Source organism: Streptomyces sp. NPDC101237 (assembly GCF_044767465.1).
Taxonomy (GTDB): Bacteria; Actinomycetota; Actinomycetes; order Streptomycetales; family Streptomycetaceae; genus Streptomyces; species Streptomyces gramineus.
Genome location: NZ_JBIWNY010000006.1, coordinates 166144 through 184885, shown reverse-complemented (window position 1 = coordinate 184885; position 18742 = coordinate 166144). Strand labels below are relative to the sequence as shown.

The 18742-nt window shown below is 72.5% G+C and carries 16 protein-coding genes; 8 read left to right on the top strand and 8 right to left on the bottom strand.

All coding sequences use genetic code 11. The features are described from left to right. Position 1 precedes the first annotated feature (1 nt). Positions 2-1564: an FG-GAP-like repeat-containing protein gene (locus ACIRQ9_RS12085; protein WP_404170409.1), complete on the bottom strand. Its 1563-nt coding sequence runs from the start codon at positions 1562-1564 to the stop codon at positions 2-4. 88 nt (positions 1565-1652) lie between these two features. After that, entirely contained in the window at positions 1653-2120 is a 468-nt protein-coding gene (locus tag ACIRQ9_RS12080; protein ID WP_404170406.1) for a hypothetical protein, read from the bottom strand. Positions 2121-2577: 457 nt separating this feature from the next. Between ACIRQ9_RS12080 and ACIRQ9_RS12075 the strand changes: the two genes are divergently transcribed. Both ACIRQ9_RS12075 and ACIRQ9_RS12070 read left to right on the top strand, forming a co-directional pair. Next, entirely contained in the window at positions 2578-6240 is a 3663-nt protein-coding gene (locus ACIRQ9_RS12075) for an ALF repeat-containing protein (RefSeq protein WP_404170403.1), read from the top strand. Further along, entirely contained in the window at positions 6237-6596 is a 360-nt protein-coding gene (locus ACIRQ9_RS12070; protein ID WP_404170400.1) for a DUF6086 family protein, read from the top strand. Before ACIRQ9_RS12075 ends, ACIRQ9_RS12070 begins: the two co-directional genes overlap by 4 nt. Before the next feature lie 76 nt (positions 6597-6672). On the opposite strand, the gene ACIRQ9_RS12065 is transcribed toward ACIRQ9_RS12070, so the two are convergent. Beyond that, positions 6673-7455, bottom strand: a complete 783-nt coding sequence (locus ACIRQ9_RS12065) for a hypothetical protein (RefSeq protein ID WP_404170397.1) — start codon at positions 7453-7455, stop codon at positions 6673-6675. A gap of 158 nt (positions 7456-7613) precedes the next feature. Then, the gene (locus ACIRQ9_RS12060; RefSeq protein ID WP_404170395.1) at positions 7614-8534 is read right to left on the bottom strand and encodes a hypothetical protein; all 921 of its coding nucleotides are present in this window, start codon (positions 8532-8534) and stop codon (positions 7614-7616) included. Between the two features lie 161 nt (positions 8535-8695). Between ACIRQ9_RS12060 and ACIRQ9_RS12055 the strand changes: the two genes are divergently transcribed. After that, positions 8696-8926 (top strand): hypothetical protein, encoded by a 231-nt coding sequence (locus ACIRQ9_RS12055; protein WP_404170392.1) that lies wholly within the window; start codon positions 8696-8698, stop codon positions 8924-8926. A gap of 79 nt (positions 8927-9005) precedes the next feature. Here ACIRQ9_RS12055 and ACIRQ9_RS12050 read toward each other — a convergent pair whose 3' ends face one another. Both ACIRQ9_RS12050 and ACIRQ9_RS12045 read right to left on the bottom strand, forming a co-directional pair. Further along, positions 9006-12149 (bottom strand): sacsin N-terminal ATP-binding-like domain-containing protein, encoded by a 3144-nt coding sequence (locus ACIRQ9_RS12050; protein ID WP_404170389.1) that lies wholly within the window; start codon positions 12147-12149, stop codon positions 9006-9008. Positions 12150-12453: 304 nt separating this feature from the next. Beyond that, entirely contained in the window at positions 12454-13380 is a 927-nt protein-coding gene (locus tag ACIRQ9_RS12045) for a DUF3027 domain-containing protein (RefSeq protein WP_404170386.1), read from the bottom strand. A gap of 346 nt (positions 13381-13726) precedes the next feature. On the opposite strand from ACIRQ9_RS12045, the gene ACIRQ9_RS12040 reads away from it, so the two are divergent. The 4 genes from ACIRQ9_RS12040 to ACIRQ9_RS12025 all read left to right on the top strand — a co-directional run bounded on the left by ACIRQ9_RS12040 (position 13727) and on the right by ACIRQ9_RS12025 (position 17184). Then, complete coding sequence (locus tag ACIRQ9_RS12040) at positions 13727-15070, top strand: MFS transporter (protein WP_404170904.1); 1344 nt, start codon at positions 13727-13729, stop codon at positions 15068-15070. Positions 15071-15150: 80 nt separating this feature from the next. Next, entirely contained in the window at positions 15151-15624 is a 474-nt protein-coding gene (locus ACIRQ9_RS12035) for a DUF2771 domain-containing protein (protein ID WP_404170383.1), read from the top strand. Next, positions 15594-16346, top strand: coding sequence for a futalosine hydrolase (locus tag ACIRQ9_RS12030; RefSeq protein WP_404170380.1), 753 nt, complete (start codon positions 15594-15596; stop codon positions 16344-16346). Before ACIRQ9_RS12035 ends, ACIRQ9_RS12030 begins: the two co-directional genes overlap by 31 nt. Further along, entirely contained in the window at positions 16333-17184 is an 852-nt protein-coding gene (locus ACIRQ9_RS12025) for a 1,4-dihydroxy-6-naphthoate synthase (RefSeq protein WP_404170377.1), read from the top strand. The genes ACIRQ9_RS12030 and ACIRQ9_RS12025 overlap by 14 nt, the downstream gene beginning before the upstream one ends. A gap of 50 nt (positions 17185-17234) precedes the next feature. Here the strand turns inward: ACIRQ9_RS12025 and ACIRQ9_RS12020 are convergent, their stop codons facing one another. Continuing rightward, the gene (locus ACIRQ9_RS12020) at positions 17235-17618 is read right to left on the bottom strand and encodes a cold-shock protein (RefSeq protein ID WP_093501504.1); all 384 of its coding nucleotides are present in this window, start codon (positions 17616-17618) and stop codon (positions 17235-17237) included. A 188-nt stretch (positions 17619-17806) separates the two neighbouring features. Here ACIRQ9_RS12020 and ACIRQ9_RS12015 point away from each other — a divergent pair, with 188 nt between their 5' ends. After that, a complete protein-coding gene (locus ACIRQ9_RS12015; protein WP_404170373.1) occupies positions 17807-18061 on the top strand; it encodes a hypothetical protein in 255 nt (84 codons plus the stop codon). Here the strand turns inward: ACIRQ9_RS12015 and ACIRQ9_RS12010 are convergent. Beyond that, positions 18034-18663 carry an HAD family hydrolase gene (locus tag ACIRQ9_RS12010; RefSeq protein ID WP_404170370.1) on the bottom strand — a complete coding sequence of 210 codons (630 nt, stop codon included), beginning with the start codon at positions 18661-18663 and terminating at the stop codon, positions 18034-18036. The two genes, ACIRQ9_RS12015 and ACIRQ9_RS12010, sit on opposite strands and share 28 nt — an antisense overlap. Between the last annotated feature and the right edge of the window lie 79 nt (positions 18664-18742).

Here is an 18742-nt window from a genome sequence, read left to right as displayed (position 1 = left end):
GTCAGACGGCGGGCCACATGGTCTTACCCGATGCCAGTCCGCCCTTGCCGTTGCCCGCGAACCAGCTCAGCTGGCCGTTGACCTCCATGTAGGCGATGTCGGCCTTGCCGTCGCCGTTGAAGTCACCGCTCAGCAGGGGACGGAAGCTGGTCCAGTCCTTGCCGGACCACATCGAGCGGGCCTTGTCGAAGGTGCCGTCGGCCTTGGCCGGATACAGGCTCAGGGAGCCGTCCGAGGCGACCGCGGCGATGTCGTCCCGGCCGTCGCCGGTGAAGTCGCCCGTCGCGATGTGTTCCTTCTTCCAGGTCTTGTCCGGCCACATCGCCTTCTTCTGGTTCACCAGCTTGCCAGCGGCGTCCCTCTTGTAGCTGTAGAGCGACCCGTCAGGCCACTGGAACAGCAGTGTGTCGCGTGCCTTGACGGAGCTGTGCAGGACGGCAGCCGGGAGCAGTTCCTTCCAGGCGGCGTCCGTCCACAGCTTCGTCCTGGTCCACCAGAGCGCGGGGATCAGCCCCCGCTGCCCCATGAACAGGTCACCGTTGTCGTGGACCGAGATCACCTCCGGTCCCGGCACGTCGTCGAAGTCGCCCGCGAGAATCTCCTGGATTCCGGGACGCCCGAGCGCGCGCAGGACGGTGCCGAACTGCAGCGTTCCGTCCGGCCGGGTGTAGAAGACCTGGATCGAGTCGTCGGCCAGCTGCGCGACGACGTCCGTACGACCGTCGCCGTTGAAGTCCGCGGTCGACATGGCGTCCCGGACTGCCTTCTGACGCGTGGTCATGCGCACCCGCTGGACCCAGTCCGCGATGTCGTCCACGCGGGTGGCGACGGCCCCGGTGCGGGTCTCCGCGGAGTTGAAGCAGCCGCCGTCCCAGGAGGCGGTGACCACGGCGGTCAGGTCGCCGCCCGCGTCGAGCACGGGACCACCGGCGTCCCCGGGGCACAGAGAGGCGCCGGAGGTGGGCGAGAGCGCCAGCGTGGTGGCGGCGACGGAGTCCACACCGAACTCACCGGCGTGGGCCTTTCCGGGCGCCCACTCGGACCGGGTGCGGCCGTATCCGACGGCTCTGAGCCGGTCGCCCTGGGCCGGCGCCGCCGAACCGAGCTGGGCCGCGGCGATGTCGGGGAAGGGGCCGTCCAGAGGGTTCTCGATGCTCGGATCGTCGATACGCGCCATGACCAGGTCGCGGTCGGGGTGCGGGATCAGTTGCAGTACCTGCTGCTTCTCCGGCGCCTTGGCGGGCCGGTCGCCGCCCGCGGTGACCACGGTGGGGTACGGCGGCTTCCCCGCCGTCAGCTTCGTCGCGTGCTGCGGGTCGGCCGCGAAGCAACTGGCGGAGGTGAGGACCCACTGGGCGTCGACCAGGGTGCCCGAGCAGGCGCGTTCGTTCTCCTTGCCGAAGGCTATGTGCAGCTTCACGGTGAACTGGTCGGCGTCGTCGGCGACCTGGTCGCCGGCGACGGAACGGGCGGGCGACGCGCCCAGGAGTCCGGTGGCGAGACCGGCCGCCAAGACCCCGGCGATCCACGCCGTGCGCTTCCCGGAGGTACGGGGGTGTGTCACGTTTCCTCGCATCACGAGACGGCTCTGCCGACGCAGAAGCCGTGGGGGTGTCCGTGTACGGGTGCGCACGGACGGGGGAGTCGGTGGATCAGCCGGTCACGCGGAGTTCGACCAGTACCGCGCGGGCACCGCCGAAGACGCCTTCACCGACGGACTGGAAGCCGCCCTGCGGCACATCGACCGTCGTGGTCGTGCCCTCGGCGGTGAGGTCGGCGCTCATCGGATGGTCGGCGGCCTCCACCGCGAAGACGCGCGGGAGTTCGAGCGTGAGGCGGCCGGTCTTGGCCGTGGCCCGGAAGCAGTAGGTGCCCTGGCGGCCGGCGGAGTCGTCCTTGACGGTGAGCACGCGGATCTGCTGGGCCGCCTGGTCGCAGTCGGCCAGCAGGATGTGGCCGTCCCCCTTCTTGAGCCTGATCCCCTTCTCGGCCAGGATCCGGTCGGCTCCGGGATACCCGTAGTCCTCGACCGCGACGGGCGGCGTCGAGGGAGCCGGAGCGGACGGCGGGTCGTCGGCCGAGGCCACGGAGACGCCCGCGAGCGTGGCGACTCCGGCCACGCATGCGGACACCACTATTTTTCGGGCACGGAAAAGCACTGAGGGGTCCCTCCAGGAAGGAATTCTCGAAAAAGAGATGACCTCAATCGCAGGCGCGCCAAAAACGCTGAAGAAGCCGCAAAATTGCCCCCGCAATTAAAGGAAACAGGGCATGGAAGTGCCCTGGAAAAGAGGCGCCACTGGTCAGGCGGCGGCAAAGACAACCCACAGAGTAGTCAAAGGATGGTCATGCGTCAACGCACAAGCTTCACAGTCGCACCAATGAAGGCCCATGAATCATGGGCCACTTACGCGTCATGGAGCGACAAAAGGGGCATAATTCCTGTCGTTCGTCCGGCACGCCGTCCCGGCGGAAAAAGTTGGTTCGATTTACAAAGTTGACGAGGGTTACGCTGCCTTCTCACATATTCGGCGACTCGCATTCGGGGGCGTCGCCGATGACCGAGACAGGTGTTAGGTGAATCGAAGAACTGACCAGCTCGATACCACCGGAATAGCGGCGCGTCTCCTACGCCGAACGGCATTCACCCTCCTCCCGCTGGCCCTCACCGGCGGGCTGCTGGGCGCGGCGCCCACCGCGGGAGCCGCACCGGCCGGGACGAGTCCGCGAGCCGCCGCCCAGGCGTGGACCGGCGCCGGACAGCGCGACCAGGTGGTCGCCTACTGGGAGAAGGGCGGTCCCGGCGTCAAGGCGGCTGCCGAGGCGGCACTCACCGGCAGCGACGCCGACATCCAGGCCTTCCTGGCCGCGGCCGACGACCTCTCCTTCCAGGACGAACGGGTCAGCGCCGCTCAGCTCGCCTCCGTCGGGGGCCCGGAGCTGCTGACCGCCGCCCGCCAGGCGCTGGCCGGAACACCGGCCCAGCTGCACGAGTTCCTGGACGACGGCTGGGAAGACCCGATGGAGCAGGACGACCGCGTCCGGGTCGCCCAGATCATCGGCACCGCAGGCCCCAACGTGCAGAGCGCCGGCCGGGCCGCTCTGGCGGGCGGCGCCGACGACGTACGGAAGTTCCTCACCGAGGGCCGCTCCGCCCAGCAGGCGGAGGACGAGCGGGTCCAGGTCGCGCAGATGGTCGGCGCGGGCGGCACCAACGTGCGGGCCGCGGGGCGCCTGGCGCTGGGCGGCACCACGGCGGACGTCCACGAGTTCCTCCAGGTCGGCCAGTTCGTCGCGCGGGCCAAGGACGAGGAGCACGCCTCGGTCGCCGAACTCGCCGAGCAGGCGAAGGAGGCGGGCCGGCAGGCCGCCGAGGAGACCGCGGCCGCCAAGGCCGAGTCAGCCAAGGCGGTGAAGGCCGCCGACCTCGCCAAGGACGCAGCGCTGCGGGCCCAGGCGGAGGCGAAGGCCGCCAAGGACGACACGGGCAAGGCCGCGAGCGCCGCCAAGCGGGCCGCTTCCGCCGCCGCACAGGCCGCGGCCGCCGCGCAGCGGGCGATCGACGCGGCCAACGCCGCCAACAACTCGGCACGTGTCGCCGCCAACGCGGCCGCACAGGCGGCGGCCGCCGCGGCCGGTGCCGCACAGGCGGCGTCCCGAGCCCGGGACGCCGCCGCCGACGCCGCGGTGGACGCCAAGAAGTCGGAGGCCGCGCGCAAGGCGGCCGATGACGCCGAGAAGGCCGCCAGGGGCGCCGATCTCGCCGCCGACGCCGCCGACCAGGCGGCCAGGGCCGCCGACGCCGCCGGTGACGCCGCGCACTCGGCGGCCGGCGCGGGCGCCAGTGCCAGGGCCGCCGCCGACGCGGCGGCCGAGGCCGGTGACTACGCGGGCCAGTCGAGTGCGGAGGCCGCCGAGGCGCGCTCCGCCGCGGCCGCCGCCAGGCGCCACGCCGGAGAGGCCAACCGTGCCGCGGGCGAGGCCGAGGCGCTGGCGCACAAGTCGGGCAAGGCCGCCCGCGAGGCCCGGGACGCCGCGACGTCCGCGGCCGCCCACGCGCGCAACGCGGCCAAGGCGGCCCGGGATTCGGCCGAGCACGCGGGCGACTCCGCGAAGGCCGCCGCCAGGTCCACGGAACACGCCACCGCCGCCACCGCCGCCGCCGACGCCGCCACCGCCGCCGTGGCCAAGGCCCAGGAGATCTACACCCTGGCCCGTCAGGTCGAGGCGGAGGAACTGCGCGGCCGTACCAACGCCGGCATCGAACGGGCCAGGGACGACAAGGAGCAGGCCGACGCCCGGACCGCCGCGCAGGCGGCGTCCGAGAAGGCAACCGGGGACCGGCAGGCCGAACGGGACCGTCTGGTGTCTGAGGCGGCCGGGCCCGGCGCCGACCTCGGCGCCGTCGCCAGGCAGGGCCGCGCCCTGGCCGTGCGCGTGATGAAGGGCGGCGGCGCGGCCTGGGGACGCGCCGCGGCCGAGGCCGCGCTCGGCGGGACCGACCAGGCCGTCGTCGACTACCTGCGCACCGGCTGGACGACCGCCGAACAGCAGGACCAGCGCTCGTACGTGGAGCGCCTCGCCGAGGAGAGCGAGGACAAGACGGTACGGGACGCGGCCGAGACCGCTCTGGACGGCGACGCGGCCGTCATCGGCGCGTTCGTGGCGAACGGCCAGTACCAGGTGGCCGCCGAGAGCATGCGCGTGGCCATCGCCCGGGTACTGGACGGCGCAGGCCCCGTGCTCGTCGACGCCGGCCGCAAGGCCCTCGCGACCGGGGATCCGAAGACCTACAGCACGTTCCTGCTCACCACGCAGCACACCGCGCGGACGCAGGACGAGCGGGTCCGGGCGGCCCAGCTGATCGACAGCGGGACACCGGAGGTGAAGTCCGCAGCGCGGATCGCCCTGGAGGGCTCGCCGCAGGCGCTGCACGCCTTCGTCGTCTCCGGCCAGTACCAGGCGCTGCGCAGGGACGGTCTGGCCGCCACCCACCTCGCCCAGGTGCAGAAGCTGATCGCGGACGCGGCTAAGGTCGCGGCGACCGCGCGGCAGAACGCGGCCACGGCCCAGAAGGTGGCCGCGACCGCGCGCAAGGCGGCGGCCGAGGCCGGCGAGTGGTCGAAGAAGGCGAACGCGGCCGCCACGGACGCCGAGGGCTACGCGAAGAAGGCCGACCAGTACGCCAAGGACGCGGAGGACGCGGCGACCCGGGCCGCCGCCTCCGCCAGGACCGCCCGCGCCGCGGCCGAGCGGGCCGACGCCGACGCGGCCGACGCGGCCAGGTCGGCGGCGGACGCCACCGTGTCCGCGGAGACCGCCCAGGCCGCCGCGTCGAGCGCCTCGTACTACGCCGACCAGGCATGGAAGTCCGCGGTCGCGGCGGGCAAGGACGCCGACGCCGCGCTGAAGGCGGCGACCGACGCGTTCAAGGTCTCGGTGCAGAAGTACCGGGAGGAGGCGGAGGCCCGGCGCAAGGCGGCGGTCGCGGCCAAGGAGAAGGCGCAGAGCGACGGCGGGGCCCGCGCCCGTGAGCTGTACCGCTGCGGGCAGGGACTCATCCCCTGTGACCCGCAGGGCTTCGCCCGCTGGTGTCAGCATCAGGAGATCTACTGCGGCATCCTGGCCCACGGCGAGGAGTTCGGCGACGCCGCCGAGCAGCTGTGGAACGCGGAGAAGGAACTGCTGGGCCTCGGCCAGTACGAGGCGTGCATGGAGCGGAAGGACCTCGGCGCGTGCGGCACTCTCGCGGTGGATGCCCTGCTCAAGAGCAAGTTCAAGGTCCTCGACCGGGTCTTCGACGAGCTGAAGCTGCTGAGGCGCGGCTGCAGGATCCTCGGCAAGGCGCCGCTGGCGAAACCGGCCGCGCCGAGGTCGATGGCGCGCGCGGCCGCGAACGGCGCGTCCGGCTGCCTGGAAGGCTCCATCGACCACGTGGTCCACGACCCGGACACGGGGAAGATCATCACTGACATCGACCTGTTCGAGAACGATGTGATGTGGGAGCTGAAGTCGGCCATCTACGCGGACGACGTGTGGCTGGCCAAGCACGTGGACCTGAAGCTGGCGAACTACCTCAAGTGCCGGAAGCTGCTCCCCGGCTACGAGAACGCGCCCATAGGCTTCCGCTTCACGACGTCGGGGATGGACCCGCGTTTCCGGACCGCCCTGCAGGAGCGGTTCAGGGAACTCAGGAAGAAGTATCCCGACCTCGACCTCAGACTGGAGATCGCAGATTGAGTTATCCCTTCGAGTACGGCGACGAGACGCTCTGGGACGCGGGGTACCACGGCGGGAAGCTGTACCACGCCCTGGCCCAGGGGGCGGCCGGGTTCCTCGGCGTGCCTTCGGGACTGACGGCCACGCCGCACGGGAGCTGCGCGGTGGACGGCACGGTGTTCCGGGTCTTCGTCCACCGCCTCTACGACCTGTACGCGTCGAGTTCGCACGAGGTGCTGCGGGAGCTGGGACACGGCCTGCTCGCCACCTCGCTCGTCCTGCTGGACCGGACCGGTGAGCGGATCACCCTGCGGCCGGAGGACGCGGCGGCCCTCGGCGAGGCGCGGACGGCTCTCGCGAGGGCCATGGCGTCGTAGCGTCGGGACGAACGTCACATGAGACCGGGGGCCGTCCTGGCGGGCGGCCCCCGGTCTTCGTGTGCGCGGCGGAGTGCTACTGCACGTCGACGTAGTCGGCCGTGGCGCTGACCGCGGGGGTCGTGGAGGTGCCCGCGAAGGAGTAACGGTAGTAGCCGTCGACCGTCGCGGTGGTCGTGGTCTTCAGGGCGCCCGTGGAGGAGGCCTTGACGGTCTTCAGCGTGGTGTAGGTGCTGGAGCCCTTCTTGCGGAACTGGAGCTTGACGGACTGGCTGCCGTAGCCGCCGTACTTGTTCGTCTCCCAGTTGGCGCGGGTCAGGCTGCCGGTCACGGTGACCGTCTTGCCCTTCTTGACCGGCTCGGGAGCGGCGTCGACCGTCAGCTTGGCGGCGCGCAGGACCTTGGCGCTGCCCAGGCCGCCCACCCACTTGGCGCCGCTGGTGCCGACGGCGACGGCGCCGACGGTCCAGGAGCCCGCCTCGGAGTTGATGAGGTCCTCGTCACCGCCGACCGTGAAGACCAGGCTGGCCTTGCAGTTGAGGACGGTGGTGGAGGCGGCGGTGCAGGTGCCCGGCTCGTCCGAGACGAAGAGGTCGCTCGGCCTGGTGACCGAGGTGCCGCGGTAGATGGCCGGGCCGGTGGCGAAGTCGGTCGACTTCAGGCTCGACGGGTGCGTCACGGTGTACGTGACCGCGAAGGACGCCTTGGCCGTGCCGACGACCATGCTGCTGCCCTTGTTGACCTTCACGTTCGAGAAGGTGACGTTCGGCGAGGTGCCGGCGGCGTGCGCGGCCGGGGCGACGAACGCGGTGAGGGCCAGGGCGCCGGAGACGGCGGCCACAGTGGCACGAATGCGCATGGATTCCCCAGTGGGAAAGGTGGGCCCGAGGCCCAGGTGATCTAGGGAGCCTGTTGGCTCAGGTGATCAGATCCACGAGGGACGGGACTGGTTGTACGGGCGGGACGCAATCCGATCAGATTTTTAATCTTTTGCGAGCGGATTACGTCCCCTTGGGGTTACTTCACGTCGACGTAGTCGCCCGCCGCGTTGACCGCCGGAGTCGTGGACGTGCCCACGAAGGAGTACCGGTAGAAGCCGTCCACCGTCGCCTTGGTGGTCGTCTTCAGCGTGCCGGTCGTGGAGGACTTGATGCCCTTGACGTTCGTGTAGGTGCTGGAGTTCTTCTTGCGGAACTGCAGCCGCACGGGCTGGGTCGCGTAGCCGTGGTACTCGCCGTCGTCCCAGTTGGCGCGGGACAGCTTGCCGGTGACCGTGATGGTCTTGCCCTTCTTCACCGGCTCCGGGGCCGCGTTCACCGTCAGCTTCGACAGGCGCTGGAGCCTGGTGGTGGCCAGGTGGTCCCCCTCGGCGTAACCGATCTTGCTCCAGTCGCCCTGGGACGGGTCCTGCCCGTTGAGGGCGATCGCGAAGCCGTACGCCTTCCAGGTGGTGGCGTCGGCGTTGGAGAGCTCGTCGGCAGCGAAGACGTCGATGGTGCTCTCGCAGGTCGCGGTCGTCGCCGACGTGTCCGTGCAGGACGGCCAGTCCATGCCGAACAGCTCGTTGGCGGGTTCGTCGATGTCGCCGCGGTAGATCTCGACGTCCATCAGGAAGTCGTCCGCGTGGATGTCGACGTCGGCGCCGTGCGTCACCTTGTAGGTGACCGGGAACGTGCCGTGCGTGGTGGTGCCCGCGACGATCGGCTTGCCCTTGTTGACCTGCACGCCGGAGAAGGACAGGTCCAGCGGGTAGGGGGTGCCGGGGTCGTCCCCGGTCGCGGCGGTGTACGCCGACCGGCCGCCCTGGTGCGCCTGGACGAGCTTCGCCAGAGCGGAGGGGCTGTAGGAGGTGCCGCCGGTGGCCTGTGCGGCGGGCACGGCGACGGCGGAGAGGGCCAGGACGCCGGAGGCGGCGACCACGGTGGCGCGTATGCGCATGAATTCCCCTGTAGGAAGTGACCGGTGAGTCTGCTGACTCGCACGATCAGATCCACGACGGGGGAGAAAGGTTGTGCGAAGTGCGGAGGTCGTGTGAGATTCCTCCGGTGGTCGCCCGCGCCGCCGGTCGCAGGACCTCGTCCGTCCGGAAGGACACCCCCATGAGATACCTCGTCGCCTGCTACGCCAAGGACGAGGACACCCCCGAGTCGGTCACCGACGTCTCGTCGGTGGGCGTCCACGCGCTGGGACGGCTGCTGGCGATACCCGCGCACCAGCTCACCGACGTGCACCCGCTGCGGCCGGAACACGCGGACGGTTTCCGGCGGCTGACCGGGATGACACTGGACCTGGACCGCTGCGAGTACTTCCTGGAGGTGGAGGCGCGCTGACGCCGGAAGGCGTGCGCGCGTCCGCACGTGGCCCGGACCGCCGGGCCACGTCCCGTCCTCCGCGTGACCCGGCAGGACCTCAGTCGAACCAGCGGTCCCGGGCCAGTTCCTCCGTACGGGACGGGTCCTCCAGCAGCGCGGCCACCTCGAAACGGCGCGGCCACTGCCCGGCCGCCCAGGCGAGGCCCGCCGCCACGCCCTCCAGGGTCGCGGCGTGCAGGACGCCGTCCCCGGTGAGCCGCCAGTCGATCTCGACGCCGTCGACCACCAACTCCTCGTGCTCGACGTAGGTTTCCGGGGTGCGCGGACCGAGCAGCACGCGGACCGGCCCGGGAACGTCGTGTTCGGTGCCCTCCGAGTCCACCGACCCCGTCACCGACTCGCTCAGCCGCCGCACCTGGAACAGCTCGGCCAGTTCGGCGGCGCGGGCCGGCCGTACCGGGAGCAGCGGGACGCCGGCCGTGAACGGCAGCAGGTCCGGGGAGTCGACCACCACCGCGTCCGCCGCGTCCACCACCTCCACCCGGCCGTCGACCACCGCCCGCACCTCGTCGGGAAGGGTCACCTGCTCGGGGTCCAGGTCCGCCAACGCGCCGTACAGGGCGTGCAGCTGGGCGCCGCCGACCGAGCGGTCCGGGTCGGCGAGGCGGTCCAGGAGTTCGGCGGCGCCGCCCGGCTCGTCGAGGAGCGCGGCGACCGACGTCCGTACGCCCAGCGCCCGCAGCACCTGCTCGTCCTCAAAGCCGGTCGCGTCGGCCTCCTCGTAGAGGCCGCGCAGCAGCGGGTCGCCGCCGGAGGCCAGCAGACCGGCGGGCCGGCGGCCGTCGAGCACCGGGTGACCGCGCAGCCACCACGCCGTGTACGGGCGTACGACCTCGTGGGTGCCGTCCGGCAGCAGGATGCGGACCGGCTGGGTCAGGGCGTCCCGCAGCGGCGGCCTGGCGAGCAGCGCGAGCGCCTCGGGCCAGTGGTCCTCGTCCACCAGGTCGAGGTCGCGGACAGCGGTCAGCTCGGTGGCCACCGGGGGCACGGGCGAGTCGGGGAAGCGGTCGAGGATGTCCTCGCACCAGACGTCGACGGCGTCGAGCAGTCCGGCGTCGTCGGGTTCCGCGAAGTCGCCCTCGCGCGGCTCCAGTTCGTCCGGGTCCAGGACGACGTCGGTGGCGCGGACCAGCGCGAAGTCGGCCAGCACGCCGCAGGCGGCGAGCGGCTGCTCGCCCCACTTGTCCGCCAGCTCGGCGTCCACGGCGGCCAGTTCACCCGCCCTGATCACGCGGGCGAACGGGCTGCCCGGGAAGACGAGTTCACCGGCGGGGGCCGGCTCGCCGTCCTCGTCGGGCAGGGCGAGGGCACCCAGCCAGGGTTCGTCGCCGGGTTCCAGTCCGGCGTCCCGCACCAGGGCGAGGACGGTGTCCGCCAGTTCCTCGGCGTCCAGGGTGTCCTCCTCCCAGTCCAGGCCCCCGTCGTCGTCCAGGGACGCGGCCACGGCGGCCCGGACCTGCGGGGTGGTGAGGATCGCGCGCGGGGTCGCGGGCAGGGCGCCGAGCTTCTCGAGGAGGGGGTGGGCGGCGTCCTGGTGGGCGACCTTGAGGCCGAGGCGGGCCAGGATCTCCGGGTCGACGACCGCGTCCGGGCCGGGGAGCAGGACCTGGCGGGGGCCGATGGTCGTACGGGCTCCCCCGGAGCCGGCCCGGGAGGTGCCCCCGGCCAGCGGGACCGGCAGGCCCGACAGCCGTTCCGGGTCGACGCCCGCGAGGCTGTCGTACAGCCGCCACCACCAGTCCGGGTCCTTCTCCAGGCCGGCCAGACGGTCGACGGCGTCGGCGAGCGGGAGCCGGGTGACGGACAACGTCCGTAGTTCCACACGGCGTTCGAGGCCGGCGGGCAGGAGGGTCGGGAGGACCTCCGCGAGCACCCGGACCGTCTCCGCGCCCGCGCCCTCCACGATCTCGGCGTCCCGCGGGCGCAGCGCCTCGGGAAGCTCGCTGTCGCCGCCGCCCTCGACGGCGGGCGGCAGGAACGCGGTGCGCGGCAGCCGTTCCAGGATCGCCTGGCGCAGCGCGCCGTCCAGTTCGCCCTTGCCGAGCGGGCCGGGCACCAGGTGGATGATCTCCTCCCCCACCGGCCGCCAGCCGGCGAGGAGTTCGGCGTACGCGTCGGCCGCGCGCCGCACCAGGAAGTCGGTGAGCGGGCCGGGCGCGGCGTGCCGGCGGGTGGTGTCCAGCGGGAAGGACGCGATGAGCAGGGCGGGGACGCCGAGGGGTTCGTCACTGGGGGTGGGGGCGTGCAGCACGGCGGCGGTGCGCGGCCGGTCCGGGGCGCCCGCGGCGTCGGTGGGCACGGCCCAGGTCAGCGACCAGTGCGGGCGCAGCCGTTCCTCGACCGGCCGGTCGGCGAGCAGGTCCGGGGTGAGCGGACCGTGCGCGGAGACGGTGCGCCAGCGGGTCGTGCCCTGACGGGAGTCCGCCACGACGGTGAGTTCACCGTCGGTGCCGCGGCTGAGGGTGCGCACGGTGTCGCCGGTCTCGATCACGACCTCGGCGAGTCCCGGCAGGGCGAGCAGGAGGGCGTCGTCGACGGCGGCGAGGAGGCGTTCGGCGAGGTCGGTGGCGGCGGGGTCCCGCAGCGGCAGGATCACGACCGTGTCGTAGGGGTCCGGGGCGGTGCCCTCGGCGGCGAACGGGAGCCGCAGCAGCGGCACATGGCCGTCCCGGCGGCGGATCTCGTCGCCGAGTCCGCCGCTCTGCCGGGCGGTCTCCTCCGCCAGCTCGCGGGCCTCGGCGAGCGACCACCGCACGCCGCCGTGCCGGCCGACCACCGCGGGCTCGTCGGTCACCGCGAGGACGGCGGCGAAGCCGACGCCGAACCGTCCGACGGCACGGTCGGTGTCCTCGCGCTTGGCGGAGGCGCGCAGAGTGGAGAGGGACTCGACGCCGGCCGCGTCCAGCGGGGCGCCGGTGTTGGCGGCGAACAGGACACCGTCGCGGAGGGTGAGCCTGAACCGGCCGGGGACACCGGCGCGGGCGGCCGCGTCGGCGGCGTTCTGGGCGAGCTCGACGACGAGCCGGTCCCGGTAGCCGCCGAGGACCAGGTCCTCCTCGGCGTTGGCGTCCTCACGGAACCGGGCGGGGCTGGTGGCCCAGGCGTCGAGGACACCGCGACGCAGGCGGGCGGTGCCGAACGGATCGGCGCCCTCGGCGGCGGGCCGCACGAACTTGCTCACGTTCACTCTCCTCGTCGACGTGAGGACGAAGGTACCGCGCGCCGGGGATCCGTCCGGCCGCCCACCCGACGCGACCAGCCGAGCGGCGCACACCCGGCGGCGCCGGTACGGCGTACGCGGTCACCCGCGGCGTCGGGGAGATCCCGGTACGCCCACAGCCCCGCACCGGGGCCGTGGGGCCACACCGCTGCCCGGCGAGGGCACGTACGGCCGACGCGGTGACGGCGGTACGGCCGACGCGGCGCCGAGGCCGTACCGACCGGTCGTCACTCCGGGGCGGCGGGCGGGAGGCCCGCCGCACGGGTCAGGAGTGGCCCAGCTCCGCCGACGCCTCGTCCTCCGTCGCCGGTACCGAACCGGAGTCGGCGGACGGGCGCAGCGGGAAGGGGTCGACGCGGGTCTCGTCGATCACCGGAGGTGCCACCACCGGAGGCTTCGGCATGACCGCGGCCTCGGAGTGGCCGCCGCAGCCGTAGGCGAAGGAGACGACCCGGCCGTCGGCCGGGGAGAACTCGTTGGCGCAGACGCCGAAGGCCTGGCCCAGGGAGCCGCCGATGGGGGTGAGGAAGCCGCAGCTGACGCAGGTCGCGGGGGCCGCCTGGGCCATCGGGGTCGTGGAGCCGAACGCCTCCTCCCAGCGGTCGGCGGCGATGTGCAGGCCGTAGCGGGACAGCACCCGGGCGCGGCGCATGCCCAGTTCCTCGGCGACGGAGGCGATCGTGCCCCGGGAGGGGACCGTGGGGAGGTTCGCGGGCGTGCCCGCGGTGACGTCGGCGTCCTCCGCCTCCGCCAGCTCCTCCATCTCCTCCGACACCGGGGAGTTCGGCTCCGGGCCGTCCTCGCCGGTGTAGCCGGGCTCCAGACGCAGGTCCTCGGCCTCGGTGGGGAGCAGGTCGCCGGGGCCCATGTCGCCGGGGCGCAGCCGCTCGCTCCAGGGCACCCACTCGGGGGCGAGGAGGGCGTCGGAGCCGGGCAGCAGGACGACCTCGTCCAGCGTGACGAGCTTGGCGCGCGAGGCGCGGGCCACCGTCACCGCCCAGCGCCAGCCGCGGTACCCGAGTTCCTTGCACTCGAAGTAGTGCGTGACGACGCGGTCACCCTCGGCGACCACTCCTGCGTGCTCGCCCACCACTCCGGGTGCGGCGGCCTCCTCGGCGGCGGTGCGTGCGAGGTCGACCGCCTCGGCGCACAGACGGTCGGGGGTGCGGCTTCGCGTTGTCGCTGCGCTCACAGGTATCGCTTCTCTCCTACGCCGTCTCACGAGTGCGGCTGCCTCCGGCGGTGGGGCGGACGGAGCGGACCTGTGGGCCGCATCGACGTCCGCGTCCGATCGCTCTCGGGCGCACCTCTGCCATCCATTGTGCTTTATGGCTGAGATACGCACGCTACCCCGTCGCCGGTCGTGGGCGACAGTCCGGCGCGGAGCCTGGGTCGGCGAAGGCGGTGGCGGCGGTGCCGTCTCCGACTCGCTTGGTCACAAAGTGCACTAGGAACTGTCGTCTCAGGGCACTATGAACGACGTGGCAACCGCGAAATCCCCCCAGCGCACCGTCGGGGCCGGTAGCGGTGCGGGCCGGATGCGCGGTGCCGTCCGCTCCGTCGGGCGTGCCCTGCACCTCCCGGTGACCGGTACCGCCCGGAGCATCCGCAGGGCCACGCACGCGCACGGCGCCGGCGAGTCCGGTCTCGGCAAGCTGATCGAACTGCACGCGGTCAACGGCGCGGGTGACGTCATGGTCACCGTCGCGCTGGCCTCCACCGTGTTCTTCTCGGTGCCGACCGACGAGGCCCGCGGGCGGGTCGCGCTGTACCTCGCCATCACCATGGCGCCCTTCACCGTGCTCGCCCCGGTCATCGGCCCGCTGCTCGACCGCCTCCCGCACGGCCGGCGCGCCGCGATGGCCGGCGCAATGCTGGCGCGGGCGCTGCTCGCGCTGATCATCTCGGGCGCGGTGGCCGGCGGCAGCCTGGAGCTGTACCCGGCGGCGCTCGGGGTGCTGGTCGCGTCGAAGGCGTACGGCGTGGTGCGCAGTGCCGTCGTGCCCCGGCTGCTGCCGCCCGGCATCTCCCTGGTGAAGGCCAACTCGCGGGTCACGCTCGCCGGGCTGCTCGCCACCGGTGTGGCCGCCCCGGTCGGCGCCGGGCTGCACGCCATCGGTGACCCCTGGCCGCTGTACGGCGCCTTCGTGATCTTCGTCGCGGGTACCTTCCTCTCCTTCACGCTGCCCGCGAAGGTCGACTCGGCCAAGGGCGAGGACGTGGCGCTGCTCGCCGCCGACGAGGAGCACCTGCACGGCCCGCTCCGCAAGGGGACGAAGCGGCCGGGGCTGCGGACGGTGGGTCCGGCCGTCACGCACGCACTCGGCGCGAACGCGGCCCTGCGCTGCCTCTCCGGCTTCCTGATCTTCTTCCTGGCGTTCCTGCTCAGGGAGCACCCGCTGACCGGTGAGAGCGCCGCGGTGTCGCTGGGGATAGTGGGGGTGGCCGCGGGCGCGGGCAACGCGCTCGGTACGGCGGTGGGCGCCTGGCTGCGCTCCCGGACGCCGGAGATCATCATCGTGACGGTGGTCGCCGTGGTGCTGGGGACGGCGATCGTCGCGGCCCTGTTCTTCGGGGCACTGCTGGTGGCCGTGCTGGCGGCGGTGGCCGGATTCGGGCAGGCGCTGGCCAAGCTGTGCCTGGACGCGCTGATCCAGCGGGACGTGCCGGAGCAGGTGCGCACCTCGGCGTTCGCCCGCTCCGAGACGCTGCTCCAGATGGCCTGGGTGTTCGGCGGCGCGGTGGGCATCGTGATGCCGCTGAACGGGACCCTGGGCCTGGTGGTGGCGGCCGTGATCGTGGCGGCCGGCTGGCTGGCCACCCTGCGCGGCCTGCTCGATTCGGCCCGGCACGGTCCCCGGACCCGGCCGAGGGTGGCCTGAGGCGCGCAGCCGGCGTAACGAACCGGGCACGCCGTACCCCACGTGGGGAGACGGCCCGGAGCGCCCGATAGCCTTCGGCCATGACCACGCTGCACTCCCGCTCGCGACGCCGCCGCGTCGTCGCCGCCGCCGGCGCCGTTTCCGCCGGACTGCTCGTTCTGTCGGCCTGTGACAAGCCGACGCCGATCGCCACGATCACCGTCGGTACGTCCTCGGTCAACTCCGAGGCCGCCTGCTACAACGACGGCAAGGCCCTGAACGCGGCCTCCCTCGCGAACTGCCTCAAGGACACCGGGATCGAGTCCATCAAGGTGGATCCGGACGACACGGTCCGCTTCGGCGTCGACCCGAAGATCGCGGACAACGGCTGGACGATCCTGATGAACGGTCAGCCGCTCACCGACTCCAGCAAGAAGACCTACCGCACCATCCCGGGCAGCGTGTTCTTCAACGCCCAGTACGGCGCCTCCGGCAACTCGACGCTCGTCTCCATCAAGGAGGGCGACAAGTCGGTGCTGGGCCTGTGGTCCTTCAAGCTCAAGAAGGACGCCTGACCACGTCCGCCGTACGCGTCCTCGTGGCCACCGCGGTCCCGGCCGAACGGGACGCGGTGGCGGCGGCGTTCCCGGGCGGTACGACCGAGGTACGGCTGCCCGCCGCGACGCTGCTGCGCACCGCGGGCGGGTACGACCTGCTCGCCGCCGGAGTGGGTCCGGCCCCGGCCGCCGCGGCCACCGCGACCGCGCTCACCGTGGCCGCCCTGGAGGGCCGCCCCTACGCGCTGGTCGTCTCCGCCGGGATCGCCGGCGGTTTCCAGCCCGCGGCCCCCGTCGGGTCGCTCGTCGTCGCCGACGAGATCGTCGCGGCTGACCTGGGCGCCGAGACCGCCGACGGGTTCGTGCCGGTCACCGAACTGGGATTCGGGACCGTCAGCCACCGTCCGCCGGATCCACTCGTACGAGCCACCGCCGAGGCGACCGGAGCCCGCCCCGGGGCGGTCCTCACCGTGTCCACCGTGACCGGCTCGGCCGCCCGCGCCGCCGACCTGTGCGCCCGGCACCCGCACGCCCTCGCGGAGGCCATGGAGGGCTTCGGCGTGGCCGAGGCGGCCGCCGCGCACGGCGTACCCGTACTGGAGATCCGCGCGGTCTCCAACCCCGTCGGTCCCCGCGACCGGGACGCCTGGCGCATTCCGGCCGCCCTGGACGCCCTGACCGGGGCCTTCGGGAAGCTCGCGCCCGTCCTGGAGAGTTGGAACCCTCATGACCACCGCTGACTCGTTGAGCATCGCCTACTCGCCCTGCCCGAACGACACCTTCGTCTTCGACGCCCTCGCCCACGGCCGTGTCGAGGGCGCGCCCGCCCTCGACGTGGCCTTCGCGGACATCGACATCACCAACGGCATGGCCGAGCGCGGCGAGTCCGACGCGCTGAAGGTGTCGTACGCCGTGCTGCCGTACGTCCTCGACGAGTACGCGCTGCTGCCCTGCGGCGGCGCGCTGGGCCGGGGCTGCGGGCCGCTGGTGCTGACCCGGGAGGCCGGGGCGGACCTGACGGGCCGTACGGTCGCCGTGCCGAGCGAGAGGTCGACGGCGTACCTGCTGTTCCGGCTGTGGGCGGCGGACACGCTGCCGGGCGGGGTCGGCGAGATCGTGGTCATGCCGTTCCACGAGATCATGCCGGCCGTGCGGGACGGGAAGGTCGACGCGGGGCTGGTGATCCACGAGGCGCGTTTCACCTACCAGAACTACGGGCTGCACAAGCTCGCCGACATGGGCGAGCACTGGGAGAGCACGACGGGCCTGCCGATCCCGCTCGGCGCGATCATCGCCAAGCGGTCCCTCGGCACGGAGACGCTCACCCGGCTCGCCGATGCGATCCGCGCCTCGGTCCGCGCGGCCTGGGACGACCCCGAGGCCTCCCGGCCCTACGTCATGGCGCACGCGCAGGAGATGGACCCGGCCGTCGCCGACCAGCACATCGGGCTCTACGTCAACGAGTTCACCTCGGAACTCGGTGAGGACGGCTACGCGGCCGTTCGCGGGCTGCTCACCCGGGCGGCGGCCGAGGGACTCGTCCCGCCCCTCGGCCCGCACGCACTCGATTTCCCGTAAAAGCGGTTACGGACGTGCCCGCTTACGTGACGTGCCGGTCTCTTGACCGCTTACACGTCGAGCTGGTCCGCGACCGCCCGCAGCAGTCCGGCGATCTTCGCGCCGGCGGCCTTGTCGGGGTAACGGCCGCGCTCCAGCATCGGCGTGATGTTTTCGAGCAGGGTCGTCAGATCCTGGACGATCGAGGCCAGTTCGTCCGGCTTCTTGCGCTGGGCGGCGGCGACCGACGGAGTGGGGTCGAGCAGGACCACCGACAGTGCCTGGTCACCGCGCTGACCGGCGACGACGCCGAACTCCACGCGCTGTCCGGGCTTGAGTGCGTCGACCCCGTCGGGGAGAACCGAGGAATGGACGAAGACGTCACCGCCGTCGTCGCGGGAGAGAAAGCCGAAGCCCTTCTCGCTGTTGAACCACTTGACCTTGCCGGTAGGCACGTCTGTCCTCGTCCTCGTATCTCGTCGGAAACTGCTCGGTAAACTTCTGAATGCAACAGCTCTGGAACGGCTCTTGACAGCACTCGGGCGGGTCGACCGTGACCCGCCGGTACCAAGGCTAATGGTCTGCGGGCGCGTGACAAGACGTCGCCCGGTTGTTCCTTCGGGCAGGGAACTACCCTGGTCGAGTGCGTGACAAAACCCAAGCGAATTCCGCCGGGCCCGGCGACCGACTGATCCGCGCCGGTGCCGTGCTCTTCTTCATCGGTACGGTGGCCACTCTCGTCACCGTGATACCGCTGTTCCTCGGCGCGAAGCCTTTTCCGACCTACATGTACCTGTTGAGCATGCTCATGGGCGTCGGCTTCCTGGTCGCGGCCGCCGGAGTGCTCCAGTCGATCACGGCGGGGCGCCGTCAGGCCCGGGAGGCGTCCTCCCGGTAGGCCGCCAGCCAGGCCGGGAGTTCGGTGAGATCCCCCAGCACCACGTCGGCGCCCGCCGCGAGCAGTTCGTCCGCGGCGCACGGCCCGGTGGCCACGGCGACGGACAGCGCTCCGGCGGTACGTGCCCCGCGCACGTCGCCGACGTGGTCCCCGACGTACACGCTCGCGCCGTGCTCGCGCAGCGCGGCGGCCTTCTGCTCGGCCCAGAGGTCGCCGACCACCGCGTCCGGGACCATGCCGAGATGGGTGAGGTGCAGCTTCGCGTTGGGCTCGTACTTCGCGGTGACCACGACGGCCCTGCCGCCCGCGCCGCGCACCGCCTCGATCGCCTCGCGGGCGCCGGGCATGGCGGGCGTCGCGGCGATGGCTATCTCCGGGTACATCGCCCGGTACAGCTCGCTCATCTCCGCGATCCGCTCGGCCGGGAACCAGTTGATCAGTTCCTCGGCGAGCGGCGGCCCCAGCCGGGTGATCGCGAGATCGGCGTCGATGTGGGTTCCCGTCCGCTCGGCCAGCGCCGTGTAGCACGCGTGGATCCCGGGCCGGGAGTCGATGAGGGTCATGTCGAGATCGAACCCGACGGTGAGGGCGCGAGAAGTCATATCGACCATTGTGCCGGGGGGTGCGGAAGGCACCGGGTTCCGGTCACGGGCCGGGTGCGGGCCGGTGGGGGCTTGTCGC